This is a genomic window from Fulvimarina uroteuthidis, assembly GCF_034321785.1.
GTDB classification, from domain to species: domain Bacteria; phylum Pseudomonadota; class Alphaproteobacteria; order Rhizobiales; family Rhizobiaceae; genus Fulvimarina; species Fulvimarina uroteuthidis.
Genome location: NZ_JAXLPB010000001.1, coordinates 515,348 through 537,236 on the forward strand (window position 1 = coordinate 515,348; position 21,889 = coordinate 537,236).

The following is a 21,889-nucleotide window of genomic DNA, read 5'->3' on the forward strand; positions in this document are numbered from 1 at the left end:
CCGCGAAGCGATCATGCGACCGGCGCGGCAGTGCGTCCGGTCTCGATCACGCCGGCCTCGGTGAGGATCGCATGGAGATGGCGATCGTGCTCGGCCATCGGTGCGGCCGCGATCTCCTGGCAGGCGAACGCGGTGCCGACGAGGCGCGGCGCGATGCCTTTTTCCGTGATGCGCTGGATCGCCCTGTCGTAGAAGCCGCCGCCATAGCCGATGCGCCCGCCGCGCCTGTCGAAGGCCGATAGGGGCACCAGCATCAGCGAGGGATCGAGGACGGCCGCATCCGCCCCGGGCGCGACCGTTCCGAAGCCCTGCGACACGAGTTCGGCGCCGCGCTTCAACTCGCGAAACTCCAGATTGCCGGCAAGGATCGCCGGCACGCAGAGCCGCGCGCCGCGATCGGCCAGACGCATCATGAGGGGACGCAGATCGACCTCGGAGCGGATCGGCAGGAAACCGGAGACGATCGTTCCAGGTTCGAGGTCGCGAAGATAGTCATCGCCGTGCTCGGCAAGGCGAAGGGACGCCTCGATGCGATCCGCCTCGTCCATCTTATCGCGAAGCGCGAGCGCCCGAAGGCGCAACGCCTTCTTGTCCTCTTTGAAATCCGTCATCCCCCGGTCCCTTCGACAGTCTGCCCGCTGGCATCATCTAGGGCGCCGGACACCTGGCTTAAACGCCCGCACGCATGACGTCGGGCGTATCGCCAAGCGCAGCATCCCGCGACCCGTTTCGCAGGGGCCGTCGGAAGATCGTGTGAATGGGGGAGAAAGGCGGCGAGCCAACCGGCCGATGGTCGAAGTCGATCCCGGGAACCTACAAAGTAGGTGGGCGCCATATGCCCTGGCCCACGAGCCAAGGCAGGGACAGCTCCCAAAGGAATGACTAAGGCCCCGGGGAATAGTTACGCCTGTCGAACCGGGCAGCCCGCCTGCAACAGATATAGGCTATGGACGCCCTCAGCGAAAGGGCTAACGACACCGATATTCTCCGCCCTCGCATTCCCGAAGCGAACCGGGGCATCGCCGCCTGTGGCGGTCGCCCCGCCGCCGGCGATCGCCAATCTTGAACCCGTTCGTGCGACGCGGTAGGGAGCGCGGACCAGAACGCCGGGTCAACGGCGCTGGGATCGGGAAAGCACAAAGCATGACCCTCCTGCGGCTCGCGGCGTACGAGCAGACGATGAAATGGTTCGCCGTCCTTCTCGGAATCCTCAGTACGATATGTCTGGTTCAGGGCTGGCCGCTGGCCGCCATGATCCTCAACCTGCCCTTCTGCCTGATCTGGGCCTATTGCGGCTGGCTCCATACCGAACCGCAACTGAAATATCTCAACATCTTGTTTTCCGCCCTCTACGTCTACGGGATCGGCCGCGCCGTTCTGACGATGGTCTAGATCCGCGCCGAAGCCATCTCGTCCAACGCCGTCTCGCATCGCGGCGGCCACGGCAACAGCGCCCATCACCGCCTCGCCCGTGCCGCCGAACCGATGGTATGGGGGCCGGCCGGCCTTTGGCGCCCGGACCAAGCCGCGGGTTTTCACCGGCTGCGCCATCGCGATGCCCGCTCCGGGGCGGGCCCAACTTCCTATCCGGGCGTTGCCTCCCCACATGGGCGGACATGACGAACGAAGCGGTCTCACGCCTCGCACACTACGAAACACGGAAAACGACAGACATGATGGACAGCCACAAGCCCGATCAGATGTACGGAACCACCATCGTCACCGTCCGCAAGGGCGGCAAGGTGGTGATCGCGGGAGACGGCCAGGTTTCCCTCGGCAATACGATGATCAAGGGCAATGCGCGCAAGGTGCGCCGGATCGGCAAGAGCGGCCAGGTGATCGCCGGGTTTGCCGGAGCGACCGCCGATGCCTTCACCCTCCTGGAACGGCTCGAGGCCAAGCTCGAGCAATATCCCGACCAGCTGATGCGCGCCTGCGTGGAGCTTGCCAAGGACTGGCGCACGGACCGCTATCTGCGCCGCCTCGAAGCCATGATGATCGTCGCCGACAAGTCCGTGACGCTGACGCTGACCGGCAATGGCGACGTTCTGGAGCCCGAGGAAGGCGTGATGGCGATCGGCTCGGGCGGCAATTTCGCGCTCGCGGCCGCCAAGGCGCTCGCCGAGACCGATTTTCCGGCCGAGGAGATCGCCCGCCGCGCGATGAAGATCGCCTCCGACATCTGCATCTACACCAATGCCAACGTCATCGTGGAAACCATCGACGAATGAGGCCTGCGTCCGGTCGCATCAAGCGATCGGACGGCGCCGGCCTCAGCGGTCGGACGGCGAAACCTTGCGGCCTTGCCCGGCCGCGCCCAGTCAGGCGGTTTCGGGCGCTCTCACATAAGGGAGCGCCCACCAGGGCGTCCACGGCGATGTGTGATGTTCATGGTGATAGCCGAAGTGGAAGCAGGTGAAGAGCGAGGCGATGTAGCCGAACTGCGTCGACCGCGTGTTGTGCTCGTCGACGAAACCGCCCGCCGCCTCGTGCCGATGCGGCCGATAGGTGCCGAAATAGAAGAGCTGCAGCGACGAAAGCAGCGACGGCATGCCGTAGAACAGGACGACGTTCTCCACCCGGACGCCGAAGACCAGAAGATAGGCCGAAACGACCGTCGAAACGAAGAGAACCGAGCGAACGCCGAAATAGCGCGAGAAGAAGGTCCTGAACCAGGGCCAGAAATTCTCCGGATCGCCGACGAAGAAATCGGGATCGCTCTCGGTGCCCGGCGCGTCGTGATGGGCGAAGTGCGCGTCGCGCACCTTGCGCCAGGCGAACCCGGCATAGACGAACAGGATGAACGCGCCGATGGCGGCGTTCAGTTTCGCGTGCCCGGGGGCGAGAGAGCCGTGCATCGCGTCGTGCGCCACGATGAACAGTCCCACCGTCAGCCAGCACTGGAACGCAGTGATCAGCGGAACGAAAATCAGCGTCCCCCAGGTCACCTCGAAGAAGAACACCGCGCCGATATGGATGGCGAACCAGGCCGCGATCACCGCGACACACAAGGTCAGCCCGATCGCCGCCTGAAACGGCCGCACCTTGGGGCGGACCGGTCCGCGCGGGGCGTCGGGCGCTCGGGGGTCATGCTGCGAGGGTGTCGAGATCGTGCTCATGACATGGCAGATAGTTCACGGGGACGATGATCGGAATCGTTCGCCGCCGTTTTTGCCGCGTCAAAACGTCTTTCGATCGGCCGCCCGACAGTGCGCGCGATCAGATCGTCGATGAGGTCGGCGGCCCGCTCCGTCCCACCCGCACTCTCGATCTCGGCACGGATGGGCGCGATCCGGCGGGCATAGTCGGCGCGGTGCGCCAGGAGATCGGTCAGCGCCTCGGAAAAATTGCCGGGGCGCACGCGGCGGCCCGCGATCGTTCGGCCGATCCGGTGATGGGCGATGCGGGCGCCGATGCCGGGCTGGTCGAAGCTGATCGGCAGCGCCAGCATGGGGGTCGACGATGCGAGGCAGTCGAGCACCGTGTTGAGGCCAGCATGGGTCACGCAAAGATCGGCCCGCTGCAGGATCGCCTGCTGGTCCACGAAATCCACCACCCAGTCCGCATCCAGCCGTTCGGACTGCGCCCGGCTCAGCCCCCCGCAATGGGCGATCATCAGCTGGACGTCGAACCGGGCGCAGGCGGCGGCGATCGTCTGGAAGAGATCGAACCGATGGCCCTGCACCGTGCCGAGCGAGGCGAAGACGAAGGGCCTGTCGGGCGCGATCGCGAACGGCAGATCGGCGCCGGTGCGCGCCGTGGCCGGCGCCCGCACCGGTCCGACCGGCGTCAGCCTCGCATCCGAGGGCCGGGGAAAATCGAATCCCGGAACCGTCTGCGACAGGCGCAAGGCGGGAGACAGGCAGGCGACATCGTCGGCGCGGATGCCAAGACCGAAGCGTTGCGACCAGCGCCTGATGACGGCGCGCTGGCGCGCCATGAACAGGCCCCCGACCAGTTCGCCGCCGCGATTGCGCGAAAGCCCCGCCTCGCTCGCATCGTACGGCCAGTCGAGAAACGGCAGCGGCATCGCCGGGTCGCGTTCGATCGGCAGCGCGCATGCGAGGGAGACATGGGCAAGTCCCAGGCAGGAGGCGACGAGGCCGGCACCCGGCTCGAGTTCGTCGGCGACGATCGCCTCGATGCCCTCCTGTCGGAAGAGACCGGGTGCAAGACGGCAGAAACGATCGGTGTTGGCCGCCTGCTCGCCGACAGCCTTCAGGATTCCCGACACGCCCGTGATGCCCGAAGCCCGGCCGATCAGGGCGCGAACCCGCGAGACGGGCTCGTGCGGCAGGAGGATGGTGGCCGGCGATGCGTGTTCCAGCATCGTCTCGGCGCCCTCGGGCAAGACGTAGACCGGCATGTGGCCCAAGGCCGAAAGCCGCTGACCCAGCGCCTCGAACGCTCGCAGATGACTGTAATAGGCCGGGCAGACGAGGGCAATGCGCGCCAAATTGAACAAATCCTTCGGGGAGCGGAGCGAATCGCCAGCAAACGGGACGATCGGCAATGCGCGCCTTATCTTAGTCAAATCCGATCGTCGGCGGACAGGGCAAGCCGAACCGCCCCGCCCCGATGCCTTCCGTTCCTGCCCTAAATGTCCTCTTTCTCGCTTTCCTCAACGACCATAATCCACCGCCGGCGACGACCCTCGATGATTGACCACAGTAAACCCGAGATCGTCAGCGCACGCTACCGCGTGCCGGCGGCGATCGCCTGCATCCTTCTCCTCAACGCCGCCCTTGCCTCCTATCTCGCCTTGACCGGCCGTCCGCTCCTGACGCCCGACCATCCGTTCCAGCTCTGGAGCACGGCGCTCGGCGCGGGCGACAACTCGCTCCATCTGACCGATCCCTATTCGCTCTCCCACGCCTTGTTCGGCATCGGGCTGTTCTTTCTCGTCGACGGGCTGAAGCCCGGCTGGCCGCTGGCGCCCAAGCTGGTCGTCGCCGTCGCCGGAAGCACGGTGTGGGAACTGGTCGAGAACACGCCCTTCGTCATCGACCTCTTCAACGATGCGAGCAAGGAAGGCGCCTACCAGGGCGACAGCATCGCCAATGCGCTCGGCGACACCGCGTTCGTGATGCTCGGCTTCCTGTTCGCCGCGCGCGTTCCCGTTGTCGTCGCCCTCGCCGCCGGGCTCGGGCTCGAAATCGCGGTCGGCGTGCTGATCGACGACGGGCTTCTCATCGGAACGCTGAAGTTGCTGGGTCTTTATCCCTGATCAACGGCGCGGCTTTTGCGCGCTCCCGATTGCAAAACCCCTGTCTTGCCCGCGCGGAAACGTTATAGTCGGAAGGCAACTGGACCAATGATGACCGAAGCCGCGCAGCCATGACGATCAGCACCCTCTATTACGTCGCCATCACCCTCGTCACCGTGGGCCTCATGGAGGTTTATGCCTGGTGGGCTCACAAGTTCATCATGCACGGGAATTTCGGCTGGGGCTGGCACAAGTCCCATCACGAGGAGACCGAAGGCTGGTTCGAGAAGAACGATCTCTACGCGGTGGTCTTCGCCGGCTTCGCGATCGCCCTGTTCACGGTCGGCCACTATCTGTCGCCGACCCTGCTTGCGATCGGCTGGGGCATCACGCTCTACGGCCTGTTGTACTTCGTCGCCCATGACGGGCTCGTCCACCAGCGCTGGCCGTTCAACTACGTGCCGCATCGCGGCTATGCCAAGCGTCTCGTCCAGGCCCACCGCCTCCACCATGCGGTCGAGGGCCGCGAGCACTGCGTGTCGTTCGGCTTTCTCTACGCGCCGCCGATCGACGTCCTGAAGCGCAAGCTGCGCGAATCGGGCGTTCTGGAGCGCGAGCGGATCGAGCGCTCGATCACCGAACAGGGCTCGTCCCACGCGCCGGTGCGCAACTGAGCTTCGGCCCGCGCGCTCCGGGCCACCCGTTCCGCCTTCAGTGGAGAGCGGCCAGAAGCGCCGCCACCCGTTCTCCGATCCAGCCTGTGACGCCCCTGTCCTCGTCCGTCTCCGTCCCGATGATGACGGACACCGTCTGGCCGGCGATCAGCGGAACGTCGTTCGGACGCTCCAGAATGTCGATCTGGACGGGAATGCGCTGGGCGAGCCTGATCCACTGGAACGAGGGCTCGGGCGCCTCGAGAAGCGCCGACGAATTGGCCTCGGCCCGGTAGATGCCGCGCGCGATCCCCTGCACCCGTCCCTTCAGCACATGATCGCTCGCCATCAGGCGGATGCGCGCGTTCGCACCTTCGCGGATCTGCGGCAGCTTGGTCTCCATGAAATAGGCGTCGACCCGGAACGAGGTCTCGTCGATGACCGCCAGGAACGGGTTTCCCGCCGACACGAAGTCGCCGGTGTCGGCGGTGAGATTGGCGACATAGCCGTCGGCCGGGGCGCGGATCGTCGTGCGCGCGACATCGAGTTCGGCGGCCCGCAATTGCTGCCGCGCGGCCTCGAGGGCGGCCTGCGCCGCCGACGTCCGAAGCCGGGCGTTGGCGACGTTGACGTTGGCCACCGCCGCCTGATCGCGTGTTTCGAGTTCGGTGAGGCGGGCAGCCTGTTGTCGCTGGAGCTCGTATTCGGCGTCCGCTTTCGCGACCTGGGCCCTTGCCCGCTCCACCGCCGTCTCGTAGCCCTTGCGATCCACCTGGACGAGCAGATCACCCTTCTTCACGCGCTGATTGTTGACGACGTTCAACTGCGTCAGCACTCCCGGAACGTAGCTCGCGATCTCGATGACGTCGGCGCGCACATAGGCGTCGCGCGTCCACGGATCCTCGAAATAGGTCGTCCAGACATAGGTGATGCCGAACACGGCGCCGACGACGATCGCGGCGGTCAGGAGAAGGCGAAGGATGATCATGTGGATACCGGTCCCCGGTCAGAAATCGGGATAGAGCGCCGAAACGGCGCCGAAGAGAACGAAGTAGAGGGCCAGCCGGGCGAGCGGCGGGTGCCAGAAGAAGCGCCAGAGCGCGCCTTTCAGCATCAGCCAGTCGGCCAGGAACCAGAGGGCCGCCGCCAGGAGGGCGCACAGGACGAGGGACGGCGCGTAGACACCGAGCAGGGACAGTTCGTGCCTCATCGGCTCCTCTCCGCAGGAAGGGCGATACGGCCCTGGACGATCACCGTTCGCAAGAGCGCGAGCGCGAGCGCGTAGCGCAGCATCGCCGTCCGCATCACGCTCGGCCCCTCGAAGAGCGCCAGCGCCGCCGCCGCCCGCCCGCGAGCCTCGTCGAGCGCTTCGACCTCGCGCGCGGGATCGGCGACGCCGCGCTTCTTCACCGCCGACACCACCGCCGCGCGCACCGTCGCGATGTCGCCCGCCAGCGCCTCCGGCAGGTGTCCGGTGCGCGACAGGCGGTCGATCGCGATCATCTCGTGGCCCGCATGGGCGACCGCCTTGACCCGGTTGACGAGCTGCGCGTCCGCTTCGTCGTCCATGTCGAGATCGCCGCCATAATCGGCAACGACGTCGATGGCCTTGGCGATGAAGCTGTCCTCGTTCTTCACGTCGCCATCGGCGGCCGCACGCATCAGCGAAGTGCCCGCCCGTGCCAGATGGCGGCGCAGCCAGGGCTTGTCCTCGGGCAGGACGATGAGCATGGCGGACACGAACGCCGCCGGCATGATCGACAGGGTGACGACGATGTTGAACAGGCGGACCGCGTCATAGGTCTGGTCGTTCGCCGGCTGGAGCGCGATCGCGATCATGATCGTCGCCCCGAGCGCGATGGCGCGGTTCGGCCCCTTGCAGACGTAGAAGGTGACGAAGATCGTCGGCAGGAACAAAGCGAGGAACCCGGTGAAGCCGTTCATGTGCGGCAGGAGCAACAGGAGCATGAACGCCAGCGCCCCGCCCGCCATGAAACCGAGAAAGATCTTGATGCCGGCCGTGGCAAGGATCGCGCGCGGCAGGATCGTCGGGATCAGAAGCGAGAGCGCGCCGGTGATCAGGGCAAGGATCGCGCCGTTGCCCGAACCGGAGAAAATCCAGAACATGGACACGGCGAAGAACGCCACGGCCGGGCGAAAGCCCCGCTGGATCGCCGCGCTGCGGTCGGCATAGCGACTGTCGAACGCGCGGTCCGGCAAAGGCGCCCGCTTCGGATCGGCGACGATGACGGCCGCATCGAGATAGTCGGCGAGCGCGGCGGCCGTCTCGCGCATCCGATAGGTCAGCAGGCCCTCGATCCGCTCCGGCTCGCCCGACCCGAGCGCGGCCTTCGCCATTGCTTGGCCGCGCTCCAACTCGTCGGCAAAGCCGCGAAGGTCCGCAATGCGCGCAAGGCTCGCCGCGATGTCATCGCTCGGTTTCGGCAGATCGGCGACCAGCCCTTCGAGCCGGCGCCGCTTCGCCTCCAGATCGCCGATGAGGATCGCGTGGTGAGCGGCCCGCGAGACCGTCGCCGACAGCCCGCCCGAATCGATGAAGACACGGTTGAGCCGCACCGTCGCCGACCGCAGGCGGGCGAAATCCGGTCCGACATGGTTGCGTTCGAGCTTCTGGGCCCGCAGCAGCGTGTAGAGGCCGGTGAGGCTCGTCGCGGCGCCGAGCCGCGCCTTGGCGCCCTGCTCCTCATTCAACGCGGCCGCGTCGCGCACGAGATCGAACACCCTGGTCGTCGCATCGTCGAAGCTTGCGACGAGGTCGTCGCGCACCGATCGCGGAAAGAGGGTCAGCAGCACCACGAAGCTCGCGATCACCGCGATGATCGTCTCGGTGGTGCGCCAATAGGCGAAGCTGAACGCCATATCCGCGTTCGCGCCGGTATCGATGCACACCACGAGCGCCGTCAGGCCGGCGGTTCCGTAGGCATAGCCGTCGAAGCCGAGCTGGGAGCGGGCATTGTAGCCGCAGCCGAAGATCCAGAGCGCCAGGCAAGCGATCATGACGAGACCGTTCTGGGCGAACATGCCGACGAAGGCGAGCCCGGCGACCGCGCCCACCAGCGTGCCGCCGACGCGCGCGGCGCTGCGCCACACCGTCATGCCCGATTGCGGCGTGACGACGAGCGGCAGGGTGAGAAGCGCCCAGTAGGTGTAGGGAAGATCGATGAGGAAGGCGAGGAACATGGTGAGGCCGGCCGCGGTCGTCACCTTGAACGCGTAGAGCGCCTGCTCGCCGTCGAGGCCCGCCGCGCCAAGGACGTGCGTGAGCCGCGCCTCCCAGCTCGCATGCCCCGAAAGGATGGAGGCCTCACGCATCAGGGGTCTCGATCCTCACGAGGATGCATTCGAAGATGTCCGGTGCGGGGCGAACCGCATGTCTGCGGCGCGTGCTTTCAACGTGTAACCGGGCCGGAACGATTTGCCAGGTGGCCGGAGAGGGATCTTTCGACCGATCGATCCCCGACGAGAAAAACCCGGCTGGCGTGGCGCCTGCCGGGTCGAAACCTGAAAACACACAGCTCGGGAAGCCGCGTCCTAGATGCCGAGGCCTTCATAGCGCTTCTTGAAGCGCGAGACGCGGCCGCCGCGGTCCAGCATCTGCTGGTTGCCGCCGGTCCAGGCCGGGTGGCTGGTCGGGTCGATGTCGAGGTTCATCTTGTCGCCTTCCGAACCCCAGGTCGAACGCGTCTCGTATTCCGTGCCATTCGTCATGACCACGGTGATCGCGTGGTAGTCGGGATGCAGATCTTTTTTCATAACCATCGTCCTTGGCTGCGCCTTGATCCCCGTCCATAAAGCCTCAAGGCGGGAAATCGCCTGAAAACCCTGGATATGGCGGGGACGAGAAAGCCGTTCAGAGCTTTCAAATTCAGGGGCGAGCCTATACACAAGCCCCGCGTCCGGCACAAGACCGTGCGCCGCGCGATGTCGCACCAAACTTGATTCGCGTCATCTGGGAACGGACATAGAGCCCGCAAGGGAAAGGCGTGACGGTGAGTTCGATCAGACAGACCAAGCCCGCGGACGACAAGAAACGGCGCAATCTGCGTCCGCTGAACCGTCTCGTTCCCTATGTGAGGAATCATCGCGGCATGGTCGCCGGCGCCGTCGTGTTCCTGACGCTCGCGGCGCTGACGACGCTGTCGCTGCCGCTGGCGGTGCGGCGCGTCATCGACGAGGGCTTCACCGGGGCGAGCACCCAGTTCATCGACGCCTATTTCGCGATGCTGCTCGCGCTGGCCGCTCTCCTCGCCGTGTCCAGCGCATGCCGCTACTATTTCGTCATCAGCCTCGGCGAGCGCGTCGTCGCGGACCTTCGCAAGGATGTCTTCGCGCACCTGACCAAGCTGTCCCCGAGCTTCTACGACCGGTCGTTGTCGGGCGAGATCGTCTCGCGCCTCACCGCGGACACGACCCAGATCAAGTCCGTCGTCGGTTCGACGGCCTCGATCTTCCTGCGCAACGCGATCCTCTTCATCGGCGCGCTCGCCATGATGATCATCACGAGCGCCAGCCTTTCGCTGATCGTGATCTCCGCCATCCCCTTCATCGTCCTCCCCCTCGTCGCCTTCGGACGGGGCGTGCGCCGTCGCTCGCGCGAGGCGCAGGACACGCTCGCCGACGCCACCGCCTACGCCTCGGAGGCCATCGGCGCGATGCGCACCGTGCAGGCCTTCACCAGCGAGGGCGCGGTCTCGAACCGCTACGGCAGCGCGGTGGACCGTGCCTTCGGGGCCGCCCGCGCCTCCATCAAGGCGCGCTCGTTTCTCACCGCCTTCGCCATCTTCCTGATCTTCGCCTCGGTGGTCGCCGTCCTGTGGATCGGCGCGAGCCGCGTGGCGCTCGGCACCCTGTCGCCCGGCACGCTCGGCCAGTTCCTGCTCTACGCCGTGTTCGCCGCCGGCGCGCTCGGCCAGCTCTCCGAAGTCTGGGGGGAACTGGCGCTTGCGGCGGGGGCCGCGGAGCGCCTTGGCGAACTTCTGGCGGAGGAGCCGCAGATCGAGGCACCGACGAGCCCCGTGCCCCTCCCCTTGCCCGCAGAAGGGCGCATCGCCTTCGACCGCGTGACGTTCGCTTATCCGAGCCGGCCCGATCTCGCGACGGTCGACGAACTGAGCTTCGACATCGCGCCCGGCGAGACGGTCGCGATCGTCGGCGCGTCGGGCTCCGGCAAGTCGACCATCTTCGGCCTCATCGAACGCTTCTACGACCCGACCGCCGGCCGGATCGTCGTCGACGGCATCGACATCGCCCATGCCGATCCTGCGGAACTGCGCGCACGCATCGCATTCGTGCCGCAGGACACGATGATCTTCGCCGCATCCGTGATCGACAACATCGCGTTCGGAAAGCCCGGCGCGCACGAGAACGACATTCGTGCGGCGGCGCAGTCGGCGCTGGCGACCGGGTTCATCCAGGCGCTCGAACACCAGTACGAGACCCGGCTCGGCGAGCGCGGCGTGACCTTGTCGGGCGGCCAGCGCCAGCGGATCGCGATCGCCCGCGCGATCCTGCGCGATGCGCCGATCCTGCTTCTCGACGAGGCGACCAGCGCGCTCGACGCCGAAAGCGAGGTCCTCGTCCAGCAGGCGCTCGACAAGCTGATGGTGGGCCGCACGACGCTCGTCATCGCGCACCGCCTCGCCACGGTCCTCAAGGCCGACCGCATCCTGGTCCTCGACGGCGGCCGGATCGTCGAGGAAGGCACGCACCAGACGCTGATCGAGAAAGGCGGCATCTATGCGCGCCTCGCCCGCCTGCAGTTCGAGGCGGGACATATCAGCGAAGCGGCCGAGTAGGGAACGTTTGCGCGGCATCGAACGTGCGCCGCGCCGCGCGAACGGCCCCTGTTGGGCGGGCCTTCGGACGGATGGGAAGACGCAGCACCCGACAGGCGGGGCGCGCGTCTGTCCTCACCGAAGGGCAAGGCGGGCACCAGGCGCGATAACGGCCACGTGATCGTGCGAAACCATCGAACGATCGTGATCGTATCTTCCTCGAACATCAACGTTCACCAATCGGAGGATGACTTCATGACACGTACATTGATCGCACTTCTTGCCAGCGCAGGCTTCGCAACGGCAGCGTTCGCCCAGTCCGACATGGCGCCGGGCGTCACCTCGATGGATCAGGACGTCTCGGGCGGCACCGTCTCGGCATCGTCCGTGACGGCACCGGAAAAGGGCTGGCTCGTCGTCCACCGCACGGATGCCGACATGAAGCCCGGCCCGGTCGTCGGTCATGCGCCGCTTGAAGCCGGCGTCAACGAGAACGTCTCGGTCGAACTCGGCGAGGACGTCGCCAGCGGCGACATGCTGATGCTGATGGTCCACTCCGAGGCCGGCGGCAACGAGGAAGGCGTGTTCGAATATACGCTCGGCGCCACCGAGGACGGTCCGATCCGCGTCGATGGCGAACTCGTCACGCAGACCATTACCGCGCAGTAGGACGAGGCTCGGCAGTCCGCTTCGCGGGAGCGGGTCTCCGCTTTCGTGAAGCGCTGCAGAGCGCCTGGCGAATGCGTCCGGCGGTCGGCGCCGGACCCATGCTTTCGGGCATTTCGCAGAACTGATGCCAAGGAAAGGGCTGCCCCGGGGCGGCCCTTTTTCGTATCCCGCAACGGGGCCGAAGCCCGGTCGCGGAACGGAGACCTCATCGCAGCCGGCGGTGCCGGTGCCCTCCGCGCTTTTCCTCTCGACACTTTCGCCCTGAACGACCTATTCGGCGGGCGGCGTCGCGGTGATTTCGATGGCGGCATACCAGGCGGCGAGATCGGCGATCTCCTCGTCGCTCAGTCCCTCGGCGATGATCGACATCTGCTGGTGCTGGCGCGCGCCGGACTTGAAGGCCTTCAACTGTGCCGCGGTGTAGATCGGACTCATGCCGGCAAGGTTCGGCGCATCCGGCGCGACCGCGATTCCGTTCTGGCCGTGGCACGTCGCGCACATCCCGGCCGCGGCCCGGCCCGCCGAAACACTGGCGGCGGTGGCGGGCCCGGAGGCGAGGATAAGAATTGCGAGCACGGAACGGGCGGCCGAACGCGAGGTGATCATGATCTGGACTTTCGAGCGTTGAGGACGGGAACGGCGGTGCGTGCCATCGGCCGCACCGCCGCGCCTTTCAGCGGACCGTTCCCGCCGCGATGGCGACGGAAACGCTCCGGAGCGGTGGCTTACTTGTCGTAGGAGATCCGGTAGAGGGCTCCGGCAAGATCGTCGGAGACCAGCATGGAGCCGTCCTTCATGACCGCGACGTCGACGGGGCGGCCGAGATATTCACCCGAATCGGTCAACCAGCCATCGGCGAAGACTTCGGTTTCGCCCGCAGTGCCCTCTTCGGTCAGCGGCGTGAACATGATCCGCGCGCCGACCGGCTCGGTGCGGTTCCACGAGCCGTGCTGGGCCGAGAAGATGCCGCCCTGATATTTCGCCGGGAAGCTGTCCGCGCCGTAGAAGTCCATGCCGAGATCGGCGGCGTGGGCAGCCATCTCGACCTGCGGCATCACGACGTCGGCGGGAATCTCCTCGGACTTGAACTCCTCGGTGCGCACGTCGCCGCCACCGTAATAGGGAAAGCCGAAATTCTCGCCCGCCTTCGAGGCCATGTTCAGTTCGCCCGGCGGAATGTCGTCGCCCATGCCGTCGACCTGGTTGTCGGTGAACCACAGCTTGCCGTCGTCCGGGTTGAACTGCATGCCGACGGAATTGCGCACGCCGGTGGCATAGACCTTCCGGTCGGACCCGTCGCGGTTCATCGAGATGATGCCGCCGATGCCTTCCTTGTTGTAGAGATCGAGCTTTTCGGCCGGCGGGACGTTGTAGGGCTGGCCGAGCGAGATGTAGAGCCGGTCGTCCGGACCGATGCGGCAGACGCGGGCGGTGTGGTTGAAGCTTTCTTCCGACGTCGGAACCAGCTCGCCCTGGTCGACGACGACGCCGACTGCGACGTCCGGGCTCTCGTAGAAGAACTCGGCGGCCGGCAGCACGAGCACGCGGTTCTGCTCGGCGATGTAGAGGAAGCCGTCCTTGGAGAAGCAGACGCCGTTGGGGATCGCGAACTCGATCGAGGGCGCGAATTCCTTCACCTCGTCGCCGACGCGGTTTTTGTCGCGATCGGTCACCACCCAGACGTTCTGCTTGCGGGTTCCCACGAAGGTCGCGACGCCTTGCGGGCCGACGGCGATGTGGCGCGCATCGGGCACGACCGCGTAGAGCTCGATCTTGAAGCCGTCGGGCAGGTTGATGTTTTCGAGGTTCTTCTTGAGCTGATCGGCATATTCCCCGGTCTGCTCCACGGTCCTGAAGTCCATCGAGGTGCCGGTCGACTGCATGCCCTGCAGCTTCTTCATGTTGTCGGTGGCGTCCTGCGCGCTCGCACCGGACGCGACCATCAGGCCGAGCGTTGCCACCGAGGCCAAAAGCCAGGTTTTCATGTATATCCTCCCGTGCCGAACTTTTCGGCGATTGAAGCGGCTCCCAACCGCTCCCCCGCAATGCTGACGTCCAACCTCCCCTACGTCAATCAGCTGTTGCGTGCAGGCGACACGCCACCCGGACGGAAGTCCGTTCCGGCCCCGCCGATCCCTGATGCCGCCCGAATTTGCGGCAGGCGCGGGCGTGCCGTCGTTCCGGTCGACAGGCACAGCGCATGTTCGGAAACAGGGTGCATCGACGGGGGTGCCTGCCATGGCGACAGCGGTCTACCGCTCGGTGAGCTTGAACTCGATGCGGCGGTTGCGGCGGCGGACCTCCGGTGTCGAGCCCTCTTCGATGGGCTGGAACTGGCCGAAGCCTGTGGCGGCGAGATGTTCCGCCGGAACGCCTTGGCTCACCAGATATTTGACGACGGCGCTCGCGCGCGAGACCGACAACTCCCAATTGTCCGCGAACGAGCCCGTCCCGGACAGGGGAACATTGTCGGTGTGGCCGTCGACGCGTACGATCCAGTTGATGTCGGAGGGGATTTCGGCGGCAAGCTCCTTGATCGCGGCCGCCATCTGGTCGAGTTCGCCGGTCCCCGCATTTTGCAGGTTCGCGCTTCCGGATGGAAACAGCACTTCGGACTGGAAGACGAACCGGTCGCCGACGATCCTCACATTCTCGCGGTCGGCGAGAATCTCGCGCAGGCGCCCGAAAAAGTCCGAGCGATAGCGGTTCAGCTCTTGGACGCGCTGGGCGAGCGCGACGTTGAGGCGGCTTCCGAGATCGGCGATCTTGGTCTGGCTTTCCCGGTCGCGGCTCTCGGAGGCCTCCAGCGCCGATTCGAGCGCGGAGATCTGCTGGCGCAGCGCCGAGAGCTGCTGGTTGAGAAGCTCGACCTGGGATCTGGCTCGCTGCGAGATGGATTCCTCGTCCGCAAGGCTTTCGGTCAGGGCGCCGATCGCCGCGCTCTGCGCCGCCGCGTTGCCGCCATTGGATTCCAGGGCCGCCTGAAGCCGGGATCGATCCTCCTCCAGCGCACCGAGCGAGGCGCGCAGGGACGCGATCTGGTCCTCGCTGTCCTGCGCGTTGGACTGCTCGAGGGCGAGGAGCTGGGTGAGTTCGGCGATCTGCCCGTTCAGCCGGTCGAGCACGGCGTCCTTGCCGGAAATCTCGCGGCTGAGAAGAAACTGCGCGAGGACGAAGACCGACAGGAGAAACATGATGGCCAGAAGCAACGTCGACAGCGCGTCGACGAAGCCCGGCCAGTAATCGGCATTCCCGCCGCCGCCACGCCTGTTGCGGGAAAGCGCCATGGGTCAGTCCTCCCGCGGGGCGAGCGTGCCGCTGCGCGATAGCCGATCGAGAACCTGACGCAGCTGGCGCTGCTCGTCGGCCTGGGTCTCGACGAAATCGCGCATGATCTGCTGCTCGGAGCGCATGTGCTGCACGAGGCCCTGAATGCTCTCGGCCAGATTGGCCATGGCCGCGCTCGTCTTCGGCGAGGAGGCCTGGTCCTGGATCAGCCGGTCGAGCCGCTCGGTCAGACGCCTGAACTCCTCCGTGCCGCTCGCCGCGACCGGCGCGCCCGCCGTGGGCGGCAGCACCATGTCCGAGCCGACGTCGGTGACGGAGGAAAGCCAGTTCTCGAGTTCGGTGTAGAAGCGGTTCTGCGCCCTGCCGATCTGGAGGTCGAGAAAGCCGAGCACCAGCGATCCCGACAGGCCGAACAGGGAGGAGGAAAACGCGGTGCCCATGCCGGCGAGCGGCGCGGCAAGCCCGGCCTTGAGCGAATCGAGCACGCCCGCCGCATCGCCGCCGGTCGGATCGAGACCCTGGATGGTGGCGCCGATCGAGCCGATGGTGCGCAACAGGCCCCAGAACGTTCCAAGCAGGCCGAGAAAGATCAGGAGACCGATGAGGTAGCGGGCGATGTCGCGGGTTTCGTCGAGCCGCGTCGCGATCGAATCGAGGATCGAGCGCATGGAGGTGGTCGAAAGGGAGATCGTGCGGCGCGAACCGATCAGCGCCCGCATGGGCGCCAGCAACACCGGATCCTTCATCGCGCCGAAATTCTTGTCGCCGTCGCGGTAAGCGTTGACCCAGCGCACCTCGCGCGAGAGCCGCCAGACCTGGAGGAGCGCCAGAACGACACCGACGCCGAGCACCCCCACGATCAGTCCGTTGAGGCCCGGATTGGTCGCGAACGCCTGTGCGACCTGCCGGCCGAGGATGAGCACCACGAACCCGACCAGGGCCAGGAAGACGAGCATCGACCACAGGAACACCATCGGGCTGGAGAGCCGCGTCGGATCGTAGGCCCTCGGTCGTGCGTCCGTCTCGGTCTTCGACTTGAAGAACTTCATCCTGCCCCGCTGATTTGCCGTCTACGCCGTCTCCATGAGCGTCCGAACGATTTCCGGATTTTCGAAACACGAAGGACGTGCGGCATCGTCATGCCCCCGACAATAGGCAATTGCGCCGGCATTTGAAACCGCCGGCCCGCCCCGGACGCCTGCCCCGCCCGATTCTCGCAAGCCTGGCGAAAGTCATCATGCCGCGCTGTTCGGATCGACCTCGCCGGTCTCGCGGGACTCGCCTGCCCTACGCGCCGCCTGGCGCTTGCCGGACGCCTGTTTCAACTGGCCGATCAGGAGCTTGTGGATAAATTCGTTGCCGCAGGCGATATCGCCGCGAATATGGTCGAATGCCTCGCCCTCGAGCCCGGTGACGAAGCCGCCGGCTTCCTTCACCAGCAAGGAGCCGGCCGCCAGATCCCATGGCTTCAGCGTCCGTTCCCAGAAACCGTCGAGACGGCCCGCCGCCACGAAGGCAAGGTCGAGCGAGGCGGCGCCATAGCGCCGGATGCCCGCGCTTTCGCCCATCAGCTGGCGCAGTTCGTAGAGAAAGCCGGGATGGTCGCCTATTCCCAGGAACGGGATGCCGGTGCCGAAGAGCGCCTCGGGCAGGCTCTTTCGCGCGGCGACGCGAATGCGTCGATCGTTCAGATAGGCCCCACCGCCCTTTTCGGCCGTGTACATCTCGTCGAGCGCCGGATTGAAGACCACGGCCGCGACGATCTCGCCGTCGCGCTCCAGCGCGATCGAGACCGCGAACATGGGCAGGCCATGCAGGAAGTTCGTCGTGCCGTCGAGCGGATCGACGATCCAGCGATGCTGCGGGTCGCGGCCCTCGACCGCGCCGCGCTCCTCCATCAGGAAGCCCCAGTCGGGCCGCACCCTGGAAAGCTCCTTGAAGACGACGTCTTCCGCCTTGCGGTCCGCCGACGAGACGAAATCCGCCGGACCCTTCATCGACACCTGCAGATGCTGAACCTCGCCGAAATCACGAACGAGCCCGCGGCCCGCCTTGGTCGCGGCCTGGGACATGACGTTGAGTAGCGCGGAACGGGCCATGGGATTCCTGTCTGTATCGAAGGCGAAGGCACGCCTGTCGGCGTCCCTTCGAGAAAGAAGACGGGCGCAGCGCGATGAGATCGCCGCCGTCCGTCGAGAAGTGGAACGCCGCGATCCTATTCGGCGCGGCGCAGATAGGTGATCTCGTTGGTGTCCACCAGGATCCGCTCGCCGGCGGAGATGAAGGGAGGCACCATGACGCGCACGCCGTTCTCCATGAGGGCGGGCTTGTAGGACGAGGTCGCGGTCTGGCCCTTGACGACCGGATCGGCCTCGGTGATCTCGAGCACGACCTGGTCGGGAAGCTGGATGCCGATCGCCTTTTCCTCGTAGAGCTCGACCGTGACCGTCATGCCGTCCTGAAGAAATGCGGCGCGATCGCCGACGAAATCCTTCATCAGTTCGAGCTGCTCATAGGTTTCGGAATCCATGAAGACCAGCATTTCGCCTTCGGCATAGAGGAACTGGTATTCCTTCTGCTCGAGGCGGACCTTCTCGACCGTCTCGGCGGCGCGGAAACGCTCGTTGAGCTTCGTGCCGTCGATCAGGTTCTTCAGCTCCACCTGTGCGAAGGCGCCGCCCTTGCCCGGCTTGACGTGCTGGGTCTTGACGGCGGCCCACAGGCCACCCTTGTGCTCGATGACGTTGCCGGCGCGGATTTCGTTTCCGTTGATCTTCATGTCTGTCTCAAAACCATTTCGCTTGGACGACCGGTGGCGCCTGTTTCGTGGATCGCGGCCCGATCGGGAAAAATCTCTCGCGGCCAACGGATCGATCCCGTTCGCCACCTTTCGTCCGCTCAACACCACAAATCCGGTTCTGCATCAAGCTGGCCGCCCGATTTGCAGGACGAACGGATGCGTCGAGGCCCGGCCCGGCGTTGACGCCACCTGCGTGCCTCACGTCACCGAGAGGATCGCGCGGGCGGGGAGAAGGCCCGCCGCCCGCACCGGCCGAAGCGTTTGTCAGCCGGTGCGGAAGCGATTGGCCTCTTCGAGGGCGGCTTTCTGAGCCTCGTCGCTCAGGCCCTTGAAGAAGTCGTCGAGCACCGGATCGCTGTTGTCGAGACGTTTGGCGATCACCGCCCATTTCGCCGCCTCGGCGATGTCGGGCTTGGTGCCGAGGCCGTCCTTGTAGAGATGGGCGACACGGTTGATGGCGATCGCATTGCCATCGAGGGCGGCCTTGCGAAGAAAGTCGAACCCCTCCTCCGACCGCTTCGGCCCGCCGCGGCCGTTGAGAAGCCAGATACCATATTCGATCTCGGCGATGCCGAAGCCGTTGACGGCGGCGCGGCGCAGCCAGTCGCGCGCGTCCGTCTCGCTCTTCTCGATCCCCTGGCCGGACGCAAGAAGCTGCGACATGGCATATTGGGCGTCGGCGATGCCGGCATTGCCGGCGGAGCGGAAATAGGGAACCGCCGCGGCAAAGCCGCTGGCCGGCGAGGTCTGCACCAGAAGCTGGGCATAGTTGAATTCGGCGAGCGGCAGCTTGGCGTCGGCCGCCTGCTTCAGGAGTTCGAGCGCGCGGGCCTCGTCCCGGGCGATGCCGGTGCCCGACAGGAGCAGCATGGCGAAACTGAACTGGGCCGCGGGGTCGCCGCTCTCTGCCGCCGCCTCGAACCAGCGCGCGGCCTGATCGACGTCGACGGGAACGCCGAGACCGTTTTCGTAGATCTCGCCGAGCAGGGCCTGGGCGGCCGGGTCGCCGAGCTTGGCGAGCGGCTCGGCGATCTCCATGGCGCTGAGATAATAGCCGCGCTGGAACGCGGCGTAGGCGCTGGCGCTCGAACCCTGGCGGTTCGCGGCGCCCCGATCCGGGATCGCCGCGCCCGCATTCTCATCCTCGCCGGCCTCGGGCGCGAGCGAGGGCCGAAGGTCCGGCACGGGAAGCGTCTGGTCGGGGCGCGCGGCGTCCGGCGTCATCGGCTCGTTCTGCGCAAGGACCGGCCCGGCCGCCGCGGCGGCGAGAAGTCCCGACAGGAGAGCGGCGCGCGGCGCCCATCGCCCGGCGTCGAACCTGATCACGCAGTTTCCCTCATGCGCGCTTTTTCCTTTTCCCGCTGGAAGCGATCCTCCAGAATGGCGTTCACCTCGGCCACCCGATCGGCTTCCCGCCCGGGCTCGTCGAAGATGGCCGAGGACAGCGCGATGAACTCCGCTCCGGTCTCCGCGACGATCTCGACGGCCTCGATCGCGTTCGAACCGAGCGCGATGCAGGGCAGTTCCACCATGTCCGCCCACCATTCGGCCATGGCGAGGGTCTTGGGATGCGGCTCGGGGACGTTGTCCTGACCGAGGCGCCCGAAGAAGAGGTAATCCGGCAAGGCCTCGCCCGCGACGAGGGCTTCGTGGCGTGTCTTGAAGCCGGAAGCGCCGATGATCATGCGCGGCGCATGGGCCTCGATCGCCTCGCGCAGCGCGTCGATCTTGCCGGCCGTCAGATGAACGCCGTCGGCGCGGACACGCCCCGCGCATTGTGTATCGTCGACGACGAGCGCCGCCGCGCCCGCCTCCTGCGCGAGCCTGACGAGCGGTTCGGCATAGTCCTGGAACGCTGCATGCTCGCGGCCCGCCGGATCGATCAGGACGGAGGCGACGTCCCCGCCCGACAGGGCGCGGCCCAGAGCCGTTGCGGCCGTGTCGTCGGCGAGGCAGGAGGTCAGGAGGACCAGGCGCTGGCGGATGGGATCGTCGGAGGTCATGGGAGGGTCTGTCCTGATGAAGATGTCACGCTGTCGCCACGCTTAGGCCCATCACAGTGTGATGAAAACCATGGCAGTTCAAGATCGGTCCGGATCCGTCCCGATTTTCCCGCCGGTCCGGGCAAACAGCCGTGCGGCGGCGACGAACCGTCCGGATCAATCGCCGGTGTCGGCCTCGGCGAGATCGGACAGCAGGATCTCGACCTCCGCATCCTCTCCGGCCTTGACCGTGAACGTCCGCTGATACGTCGTGTCGCGGTTGCGCGCGATCGCCGTGTAGTCGCCCTCGTTCAGCACCATCGAGGCGAAGGCGCCCGCGCTCTTGCGCAGAATGTCGCCGGACGTGCTGGCGATCGTCCATGCGGTGCCGGCGATCGCCTCTCCCCCCTTCTCGCGCACGAGCTTCAGGGTCTGCTGGGACGCGTGGTGCTGAAGCGTCGCTTCCGTCAGCTTGCCGGCTTCCACTTTGATGTCGCCCTGGGTCTGGGCGTTCACCGACCCGTAGGTCGAGACGACGTGGTAGAGCCCGGCATTGAGGCGCACCGTCTCTCCCGCCGCAACGCCGCTCGCGATCAGTTCGCGGTCGCTTTCCAGCTCCGGGTCCGAATAGATATCGAATCGGAGACGCGATTTCGGAACCTCGGCTCCGTCCGCGGACGCGGTCGCGTTGAGCTTCAGACCGCCGGCACCCAGAACGATGACCTCCTTCGCGCTCACCCCGGAAAAGTCGATCCGCTTGACGATCCCGGCCCGTCCGAAGATCGCGTGGACGATGTAGGCGCCGGGCGGCACGTCGAAGCTGGGCTGCGCCTCCTTCGACGTCGCGATCAGCGCGGAGCGCCCGTCGAGTTGCGGGACGGCGGAAAACAGACGCCAGACCAGCCCGTTCGGTACGGGTTCGCCGTCGTCGACCAGCCGCGCCTCGAGAACCAGCTCGGCGTTCGGCCGGAAGGCCTTGGGCTCGACGTTGAGTTGCGGGGCGTAGGCGGGAAGGTTCGGCAGGTCGAGCGCGGAGGTGCCGCGCGGGCTCGCTCGCTCCGGCAGTGCGATCGGGTCGAAGGTTTTCAGGGACCGGTTCTGCGGCACGCCCACATCGGCCGCATCCGGCAGGAGTTCGATGGCCGAGGGCGAGACATAGACGTTCGGACCCGGCTTCTCGTCGCCGCCGAAGAGCCCTTCCAGACCCCCGAAGCCGCCACCACCGAACAGACCGCCGCCGCCTTTGCCGGCATCCTGCGCAAGCGCCGGCCCGAGGGCGACGCCCAGGGCGAGCAGCGCCATGCCGAGGAAGCTTGCGGCGGCGCGAACGAAGGCGCCAGGACGCGACACGATACTCATCACTACCCCCTTACGCTCGAACGGCACGCGAATCGGACGATCGACCTCGTCGTGCGGAACCCTTGGCGCGCGATCATGGCAAAGTCGCGCCGAACCGATCGCGGCATCGCCTTTGAAACGGACGTCGCGCGCCTTAT

At 66.4% G+C, this 21,889-nt stretch carries 22 protein-coding genes and 1 other RNA gene; 6 read left to right on the plus strand and 17 right to left on the minus strand.

What is annotated here, in order from left to right; genetic code table 11:
* Positions 1 to 11: 11 nt before the first annotated feature.
* Entirely contained in the window at positions 12 to 611 is a 600-nt protein-coding gene (locus tag U0C82_RS02340) for a 5-formyltetrahydrofolate cyclo-ligase (protein ID WP_322185443.1), read from the minus strand.
* Positions 612 to 771: 160 nt separating this feature from the next.
* Positions 772 to 929, minus strand: a non-coding RNA gene (gene ssrS / locus U0C82_RS02345) — 6S RNA.
* Positions 930 to 1,143: 214 nt separating this feature from the next.
* On the opposite strand from ssrS, the gene U0C82_RS02350 reads away from it, so the two are divergent.
* Both U0C82_RS02350 and hslV read left to right on the plus strand, forming a co-directional pair.
* Positions 1,144 to 1,392, plus strand: coding sequence for a peptidase (locus tag U0C82_RS02350; protein ID WP_322185444.1), 249 nt, complete (start codon positions 1,144 to 1,146; stop codon positions 1,390 to 1,392).
* A 284-nt stretch (positions 1,393 to 1,676) separates the two neighbouring features.
* Entirely contained in the window at positions 1,677 to 2,231 is a 555-nt protein-coding gene (gene hslV, locus U0C82_RS02355) for an ATP-dependent protease subunit HslV (protein WP_322185964.1), read from the plus strand.
* 90 nt (positions 2,232 to 2,321) lie between these two features.
* On the opposite strand, the gene U0C82_RS02360 is transcribed toward hslV, so the two are convergent.
* Together U0C82_RS02360 and U0C82_RS02365 are read right to left on the minus strand one after the other, a co-directional pair.
* Positions 2,322 to 3,044 (minus strand): fatty acid desaturase, encoded by a 723-nt coding sequence (locus U0C82_RS02360; protein WP_322185445.1) that lies wholly within the window; start codon positions 3,042 to 3,044, stop codon positions 2,322 to 2,324.
* Positions 3,045 to 3,115: 71 nt separating this feature from the next.
* Positions 3,116 to 4,456 carry a glycosyltransferase gene (locus U0C82_RS02365; RefSeq protein WP_322185446.1) on the minus strand — a complete coding sequence of 447 codons (1,341 nt, stop codon included), beginning with the start codon at positions 4,454 to 4,456 and terminating at the stop codon, positions 3,116 to 3,118.
* Between the two features lie 201 nt (positions 4,457 to 4,657).
* On the opposite strand from U0C82_RS02365, the gene U0C82_RS02370 reads away from it, so the two are divergent.
* Entirely contained in the window at positions 4,658 to 5,227 is a 570-nt protein-coding gene (locus tag U0C82_RS02370) for a DUF2585 family protein (protein WP_322185447.1), read from the plus strand.
* 110 nt (positions 5,228 to 5,337) lie between these two features.
* Positions 5,338 to 5,880, plus strand: a complete 543-nt coding sequence (locus U0C82_RS02375; RefSeq protein ID WP_322185448.1) for a sterol desaturase family protein — start codon at positions 5,338 to 5,340, stop codon at positions 5,878 to 5,880.
* A 37-nt stretch (positions 5,881 to 5,917) separates the two neighbouring features.
* Here U0C82_RS02375 and U0C82_RS02380 read toward each other — a convergent pair whose 3' ends face one another.
* From U0C82_RS02380 to rpmE, 4 genes are all read right to left on the minus strand, one after another.
* Positions 5,918 to 6,847, minus strand: a complete 930-nt coding sequence (locus tag U0C82_RS02380) for an HlyD family secretion protein (protein WP_322185449.1) — start codon at positions 6,845 to 6,847, stop codon at positions 5,918 to 5,920.
* 18 nt (positions 6,848 to 6,865) lie between these two features.
* Positions 6,866 to 7,069 (minus strand): DUF1656 domain-containing protein, encoded by a 204-nt coding sequence (locus U0C82_RS02385; protein WP_322185450.1) that lies wholly within the window; start codon positions 7,067 to 7,069, stop codon positions 6,866 to 6,868.
* Positions 7,066 to 9,192: an FUSC family protein gene (locus U0C82_RS02390; protein WP_322185451.1), complete on the minus strand. Its 2,127-nt coding sequence runs from the start codon at positions 9,190 to 9,192 to the stop codon at positions 7,066 to 7,068. Before U0C82_RS02390 ends, U0C82_RS02385 begins: the two co-directional genes overlap by 4 nt.
* Positions 9,193 to 9,411: 219 nt before the next feature.
* Positions 9,412 to 9,633 carry a 50S ribosomal protein L31 gene (gene rpmE, locus U0C82_RS02395; RefSeq protein ID WP_322185452.1) on the minus strand — a complete coding sequence of 74 codons (222 nt, stop codon included), beginning with the start codon at positions 9,631 to 9,633 and terminating at the stop codon, positions 9,412 to 9,414.
* 245 nt (positions 9,634 to 9,878) lie between these two features.
* Here rpmE and U0C82_RS02400 point away from each other — a divergent pair, with 245 nt between their 5' ends.
* Together U0C82_RS02400 and U0C82_RS02405 are read left to right on the plus strand one after the other, a co-directional pair.
* Positions 9,879 to 11,675 (plus strand): ABC transporter transmembrane domain-containing protein, encoded by a 1,797-nt coding sequence (locus U0C82_RS02400; RefSeq protein WP_322185965.1) that lies wholly within the window; start codon positions 9,879 to 9,881, stop codon positions 11,673 to 11,675.
* 234 nt (positions 11,676 to 11,909) lie between these two features.
* Positions 11,910 to 12,323: a DUF7282 domain-containing protein gene (locus U0C82_RS02405; protein WP_322185453.1), complete on the plus strand. Its 414-nt coding sequence runs from the start codon at positions 11,910 to 11,912 to the stop codon at positions 12,321 to 12,323.
* Positions 12,324 to 12,593: 270 nt separating this feature from the next.
* Here the strand turns inward: U0C82_RS02405 and U0C82_RS02410 are convergent, their stop codons facing one another.
* The 9 genes from U0C82_RS02410 to U0C82_RS02450 all read right to left on the minus strand — a co-directional run bounded on the left by U0C82_RS02410 (position 12,594) and on the right by U0C82_RS02450 (position 21,752).
* Positions 12,594 to 12,929, minus strand: a complete 336-nt coding sequence (locus tag U0C82_RS02410; RefSeq protein WP_322185454.1) for a c-type cytochrome — start codon at positions 12,927 to 12,929, stop codon at positions 12,594 to 12,596.
* Positions 12,930 to 13,048: 119 nt separating this feature from the next.
* The gene (locus U0C82_RS02415; RefSeq protein ID WP_322185455.1) at positions 13,049 to 14,308 is read right to left on the minus strand and encodes a PQQ-dependent sugar dehydrogenase; all 1,260 of its coding nucleotides are present in this window, start codon (positions 14,306 to 14,308) and stop codon (positions 13,049 to 13,051) included.
* 267 nt (positions 14,309 to 14,575) lie between these two features.
* Positions 14,576 to 15,610 (minus strand): peptidoglycan -binding protein, encoded by a 1,035-nt coding sequence (locus U0C82_RS02420; protein WP_322185456.1) that lies wholly within the window; start codon positions 15,608 to 15,610, stop codon positions 14,576 to 14,578.
* Positions 15,611 to 15,613: 3 nt separating this feature from the next.
* A complete protein-coding gene (locus U0C82_RS02425; RefSeq protein WP_322185457.1) occupies positions 15,614 to 16,660 on the minus strand; it encodes a MotA/TolQ/ExbB proton channel family protein in 1,047 nt (348 codons plus the stop codon).
* Positions 16,661 to 16,846: 186 nt separating this feature from the next.
* Entirely contained in the window at positions 16,847 to 17,710 is an 864-nt protein-coding gene (locus tag U0C82_RS02430; protein ID WP_322185458.1) for an inositol monophosphatase family protein, read from the minus strand.
* 116 nt (positions 17,711 to 17,826) lie between these two features.
* Positions 17,827 to 18,390 (minus strand): elongation factor P, encoded by a 564-nt coding sequence (gene efp / locus U0C82_RS02435; RefSeq protein ID WP_322185459.1) that lies wholly within the window; start codon positions 18,388 to 18,390, stop codon positions 17,827 to 17,829.
* Between the two features lie 285 nt (positions 18,391 to 18,675).
* Entirely contained in the window at positions 18,676 to 19,737 is a 1,062-nt protein-coding gene (locus U0C82_RS02440) for a tetratricopeptide repeat protein (protein WP_322185460.1), read from the minus strand.
* A complete protein-coding gene (locus U0C82_RS02445; protein ID WP_322185461.1) occupies positions 19,734 to 20,414 on the minus strand; it encodes a thiamine phosphate synthase in 681 nt (226 codons plus the stop codon). The genes U0C82_RS02440 and U0C82_RS02445 overlap by 4 nt, the downstream gene beginning before the upstream one ends.
* Positions 20,415 to 20,570: 156 nt before the next feature.
* Positions 20,571 to 21,752, minus strand: a complete 1,182-nt coding sequence (locus U0C82_RS02450) for a hypothetical protein (protein WP_322185462.1) — start codon at positions 21,750 to 21,752, stop codon at positions 20,571 to 20,573.
* Between the last annotated feature and the right edge of the window lie 137 nt (positions 21,753 to 21,889).

What these genes read in the sequence shown, in the direction of transcription:
- U0C82_RS02340 (WP_322185443.1), bottom strand. Translation starts at nt 611, where the DNA reads ATGACGGATTTCAAAGAGGACAAGAAGGCGTTGCGCCTTCGGGCGCTC.
- U0C82_RS02350 (WP_322185444.1), top strand. Translation starts at nt 1,144, where the DNA reads ATGACCCTCCTGCGGCTCGCGGCGTACGAGCAGACGATGAAATGGTTC.
- hslV (WP_322185964.1), top strand. Translation starts at nt 1,677, where the DNA reads ATGGACAGCCACAAGCCCGATCAGATGTACGGAACCACCATCGTCACC.
- U0C82_RS02370 (WP_322185447.1), top strand. Translation starts at nt 4,658, where the DNA reads ATGATTGACCACAGTAAACCCGAGATCGTCAGCGCACGCTACCGCGTG.
- U0C82_RS02375 (WP_322185448.1), top strand. Translation starts at nt 5,338, where the DNA reads ATGACGATCAGCACCCTCTATTACGTCGCCATCACCCTCGTCACCGTG.
- U0C82_RS02380 (WP_322185449.1), bottom strand. Translation starts at nt 6,847, where the DNA reads ATGATCATCCTTCGCCTTCTCCTGACCGCCGCGATCGTCGTCGGCGCC.
- U0C82_RS02385 (WP_322185450.1), bottom strand. Translation starts at nt 7,069, where the DNA reads ATGAGGCACGAACTGTCCCTGCTCGGTGTCTACGCGCCGTCCCTCGTC.
- U0C82_RS02390 (WP_322185451.1), bottom strand. Translation starts at nt 9,192, where the DNA reads ATGCGTGAGGCCTCCATCCTTTCGGGGCATGCGAGCTGGGAGGCGCGG.
- rpmE (WP_322185452.1), bottom strand. Translation starts at nt 9,633, where the DNA reads ATGAAAAAAGATCTGCATCCCGACTACCACGCGATCACCGTGGTCATG.
- U0C82_RS02405 (WP_322185453.1), top strand. Translation starts at nt 11,910, where the DNA reads ATGACACGTACATTGATCGCACTTCTTGCCAGCGCAGGCTTCGCAACG.
- U0C82_RS02410 (WP_322185454.1), bottom strand. Translation starts at nt 12,929, where the DNA reads ATGATCACCTCGCGTTCGGCCGCCCGTTCCGTGCTCGCAATTCTTATC.
- U0C82_RS02415 (WP_322185455.1), bottom strand. Translation starts at nt 14,308, where the DNA reads ATGAAAACCTGGCTTTTGGCCTCGGTGGCAACGCTCGGCCTGATGGTC.
- U0C82_RS02420 (WP_322185456.1), bottom strand. Translation starts at nt 15,610, where the DNA reads ATGGCGCTTTCCCGCAACAGGCGTGGCGGCGGCGGGAATGCCGATTAC.
- U0C82_RS02425 (WP_322185457.1), bottom strand. Translation starts at nt 16,660, where the DNA reads ATGAAGTTCTTCAAGTCGAAGACCGAGACGGACGCACGACCGAGGGCC.
- U0C82_RS02430 (WP_322185458.1), bottom strand. Translation starts at nt 17,710, where the DNA reads ATGGCCCGTTCCGCGCTACTCAACGTCATGTCCCAGGCCGCGACCAAG.
- efp (WP_322185459.1), bottom strand. Translation starts at nt 18,390, where the DNA reads ATGAAGATCAACGGAAACGAAATCCGCGCCGGCAACGTCATCGAGCAC.
- U0C82_RS02445 (WP_322185461.1), bottom strand. Translation starts at nt 20,414, where the DNA reads ATGACCTCCGACGATCCCATCCGCCAGCGCCTGGTCCTCCTGACCTCC.
- U0C82_RS02450 (WP_322185462.1), bottom strand. Translation starts at nt 21,752, where the DNA reads ATGAGTATCGTGTCGCGTCCTGGCGCCTTCGTTCGCGCCGCCGCAAGC.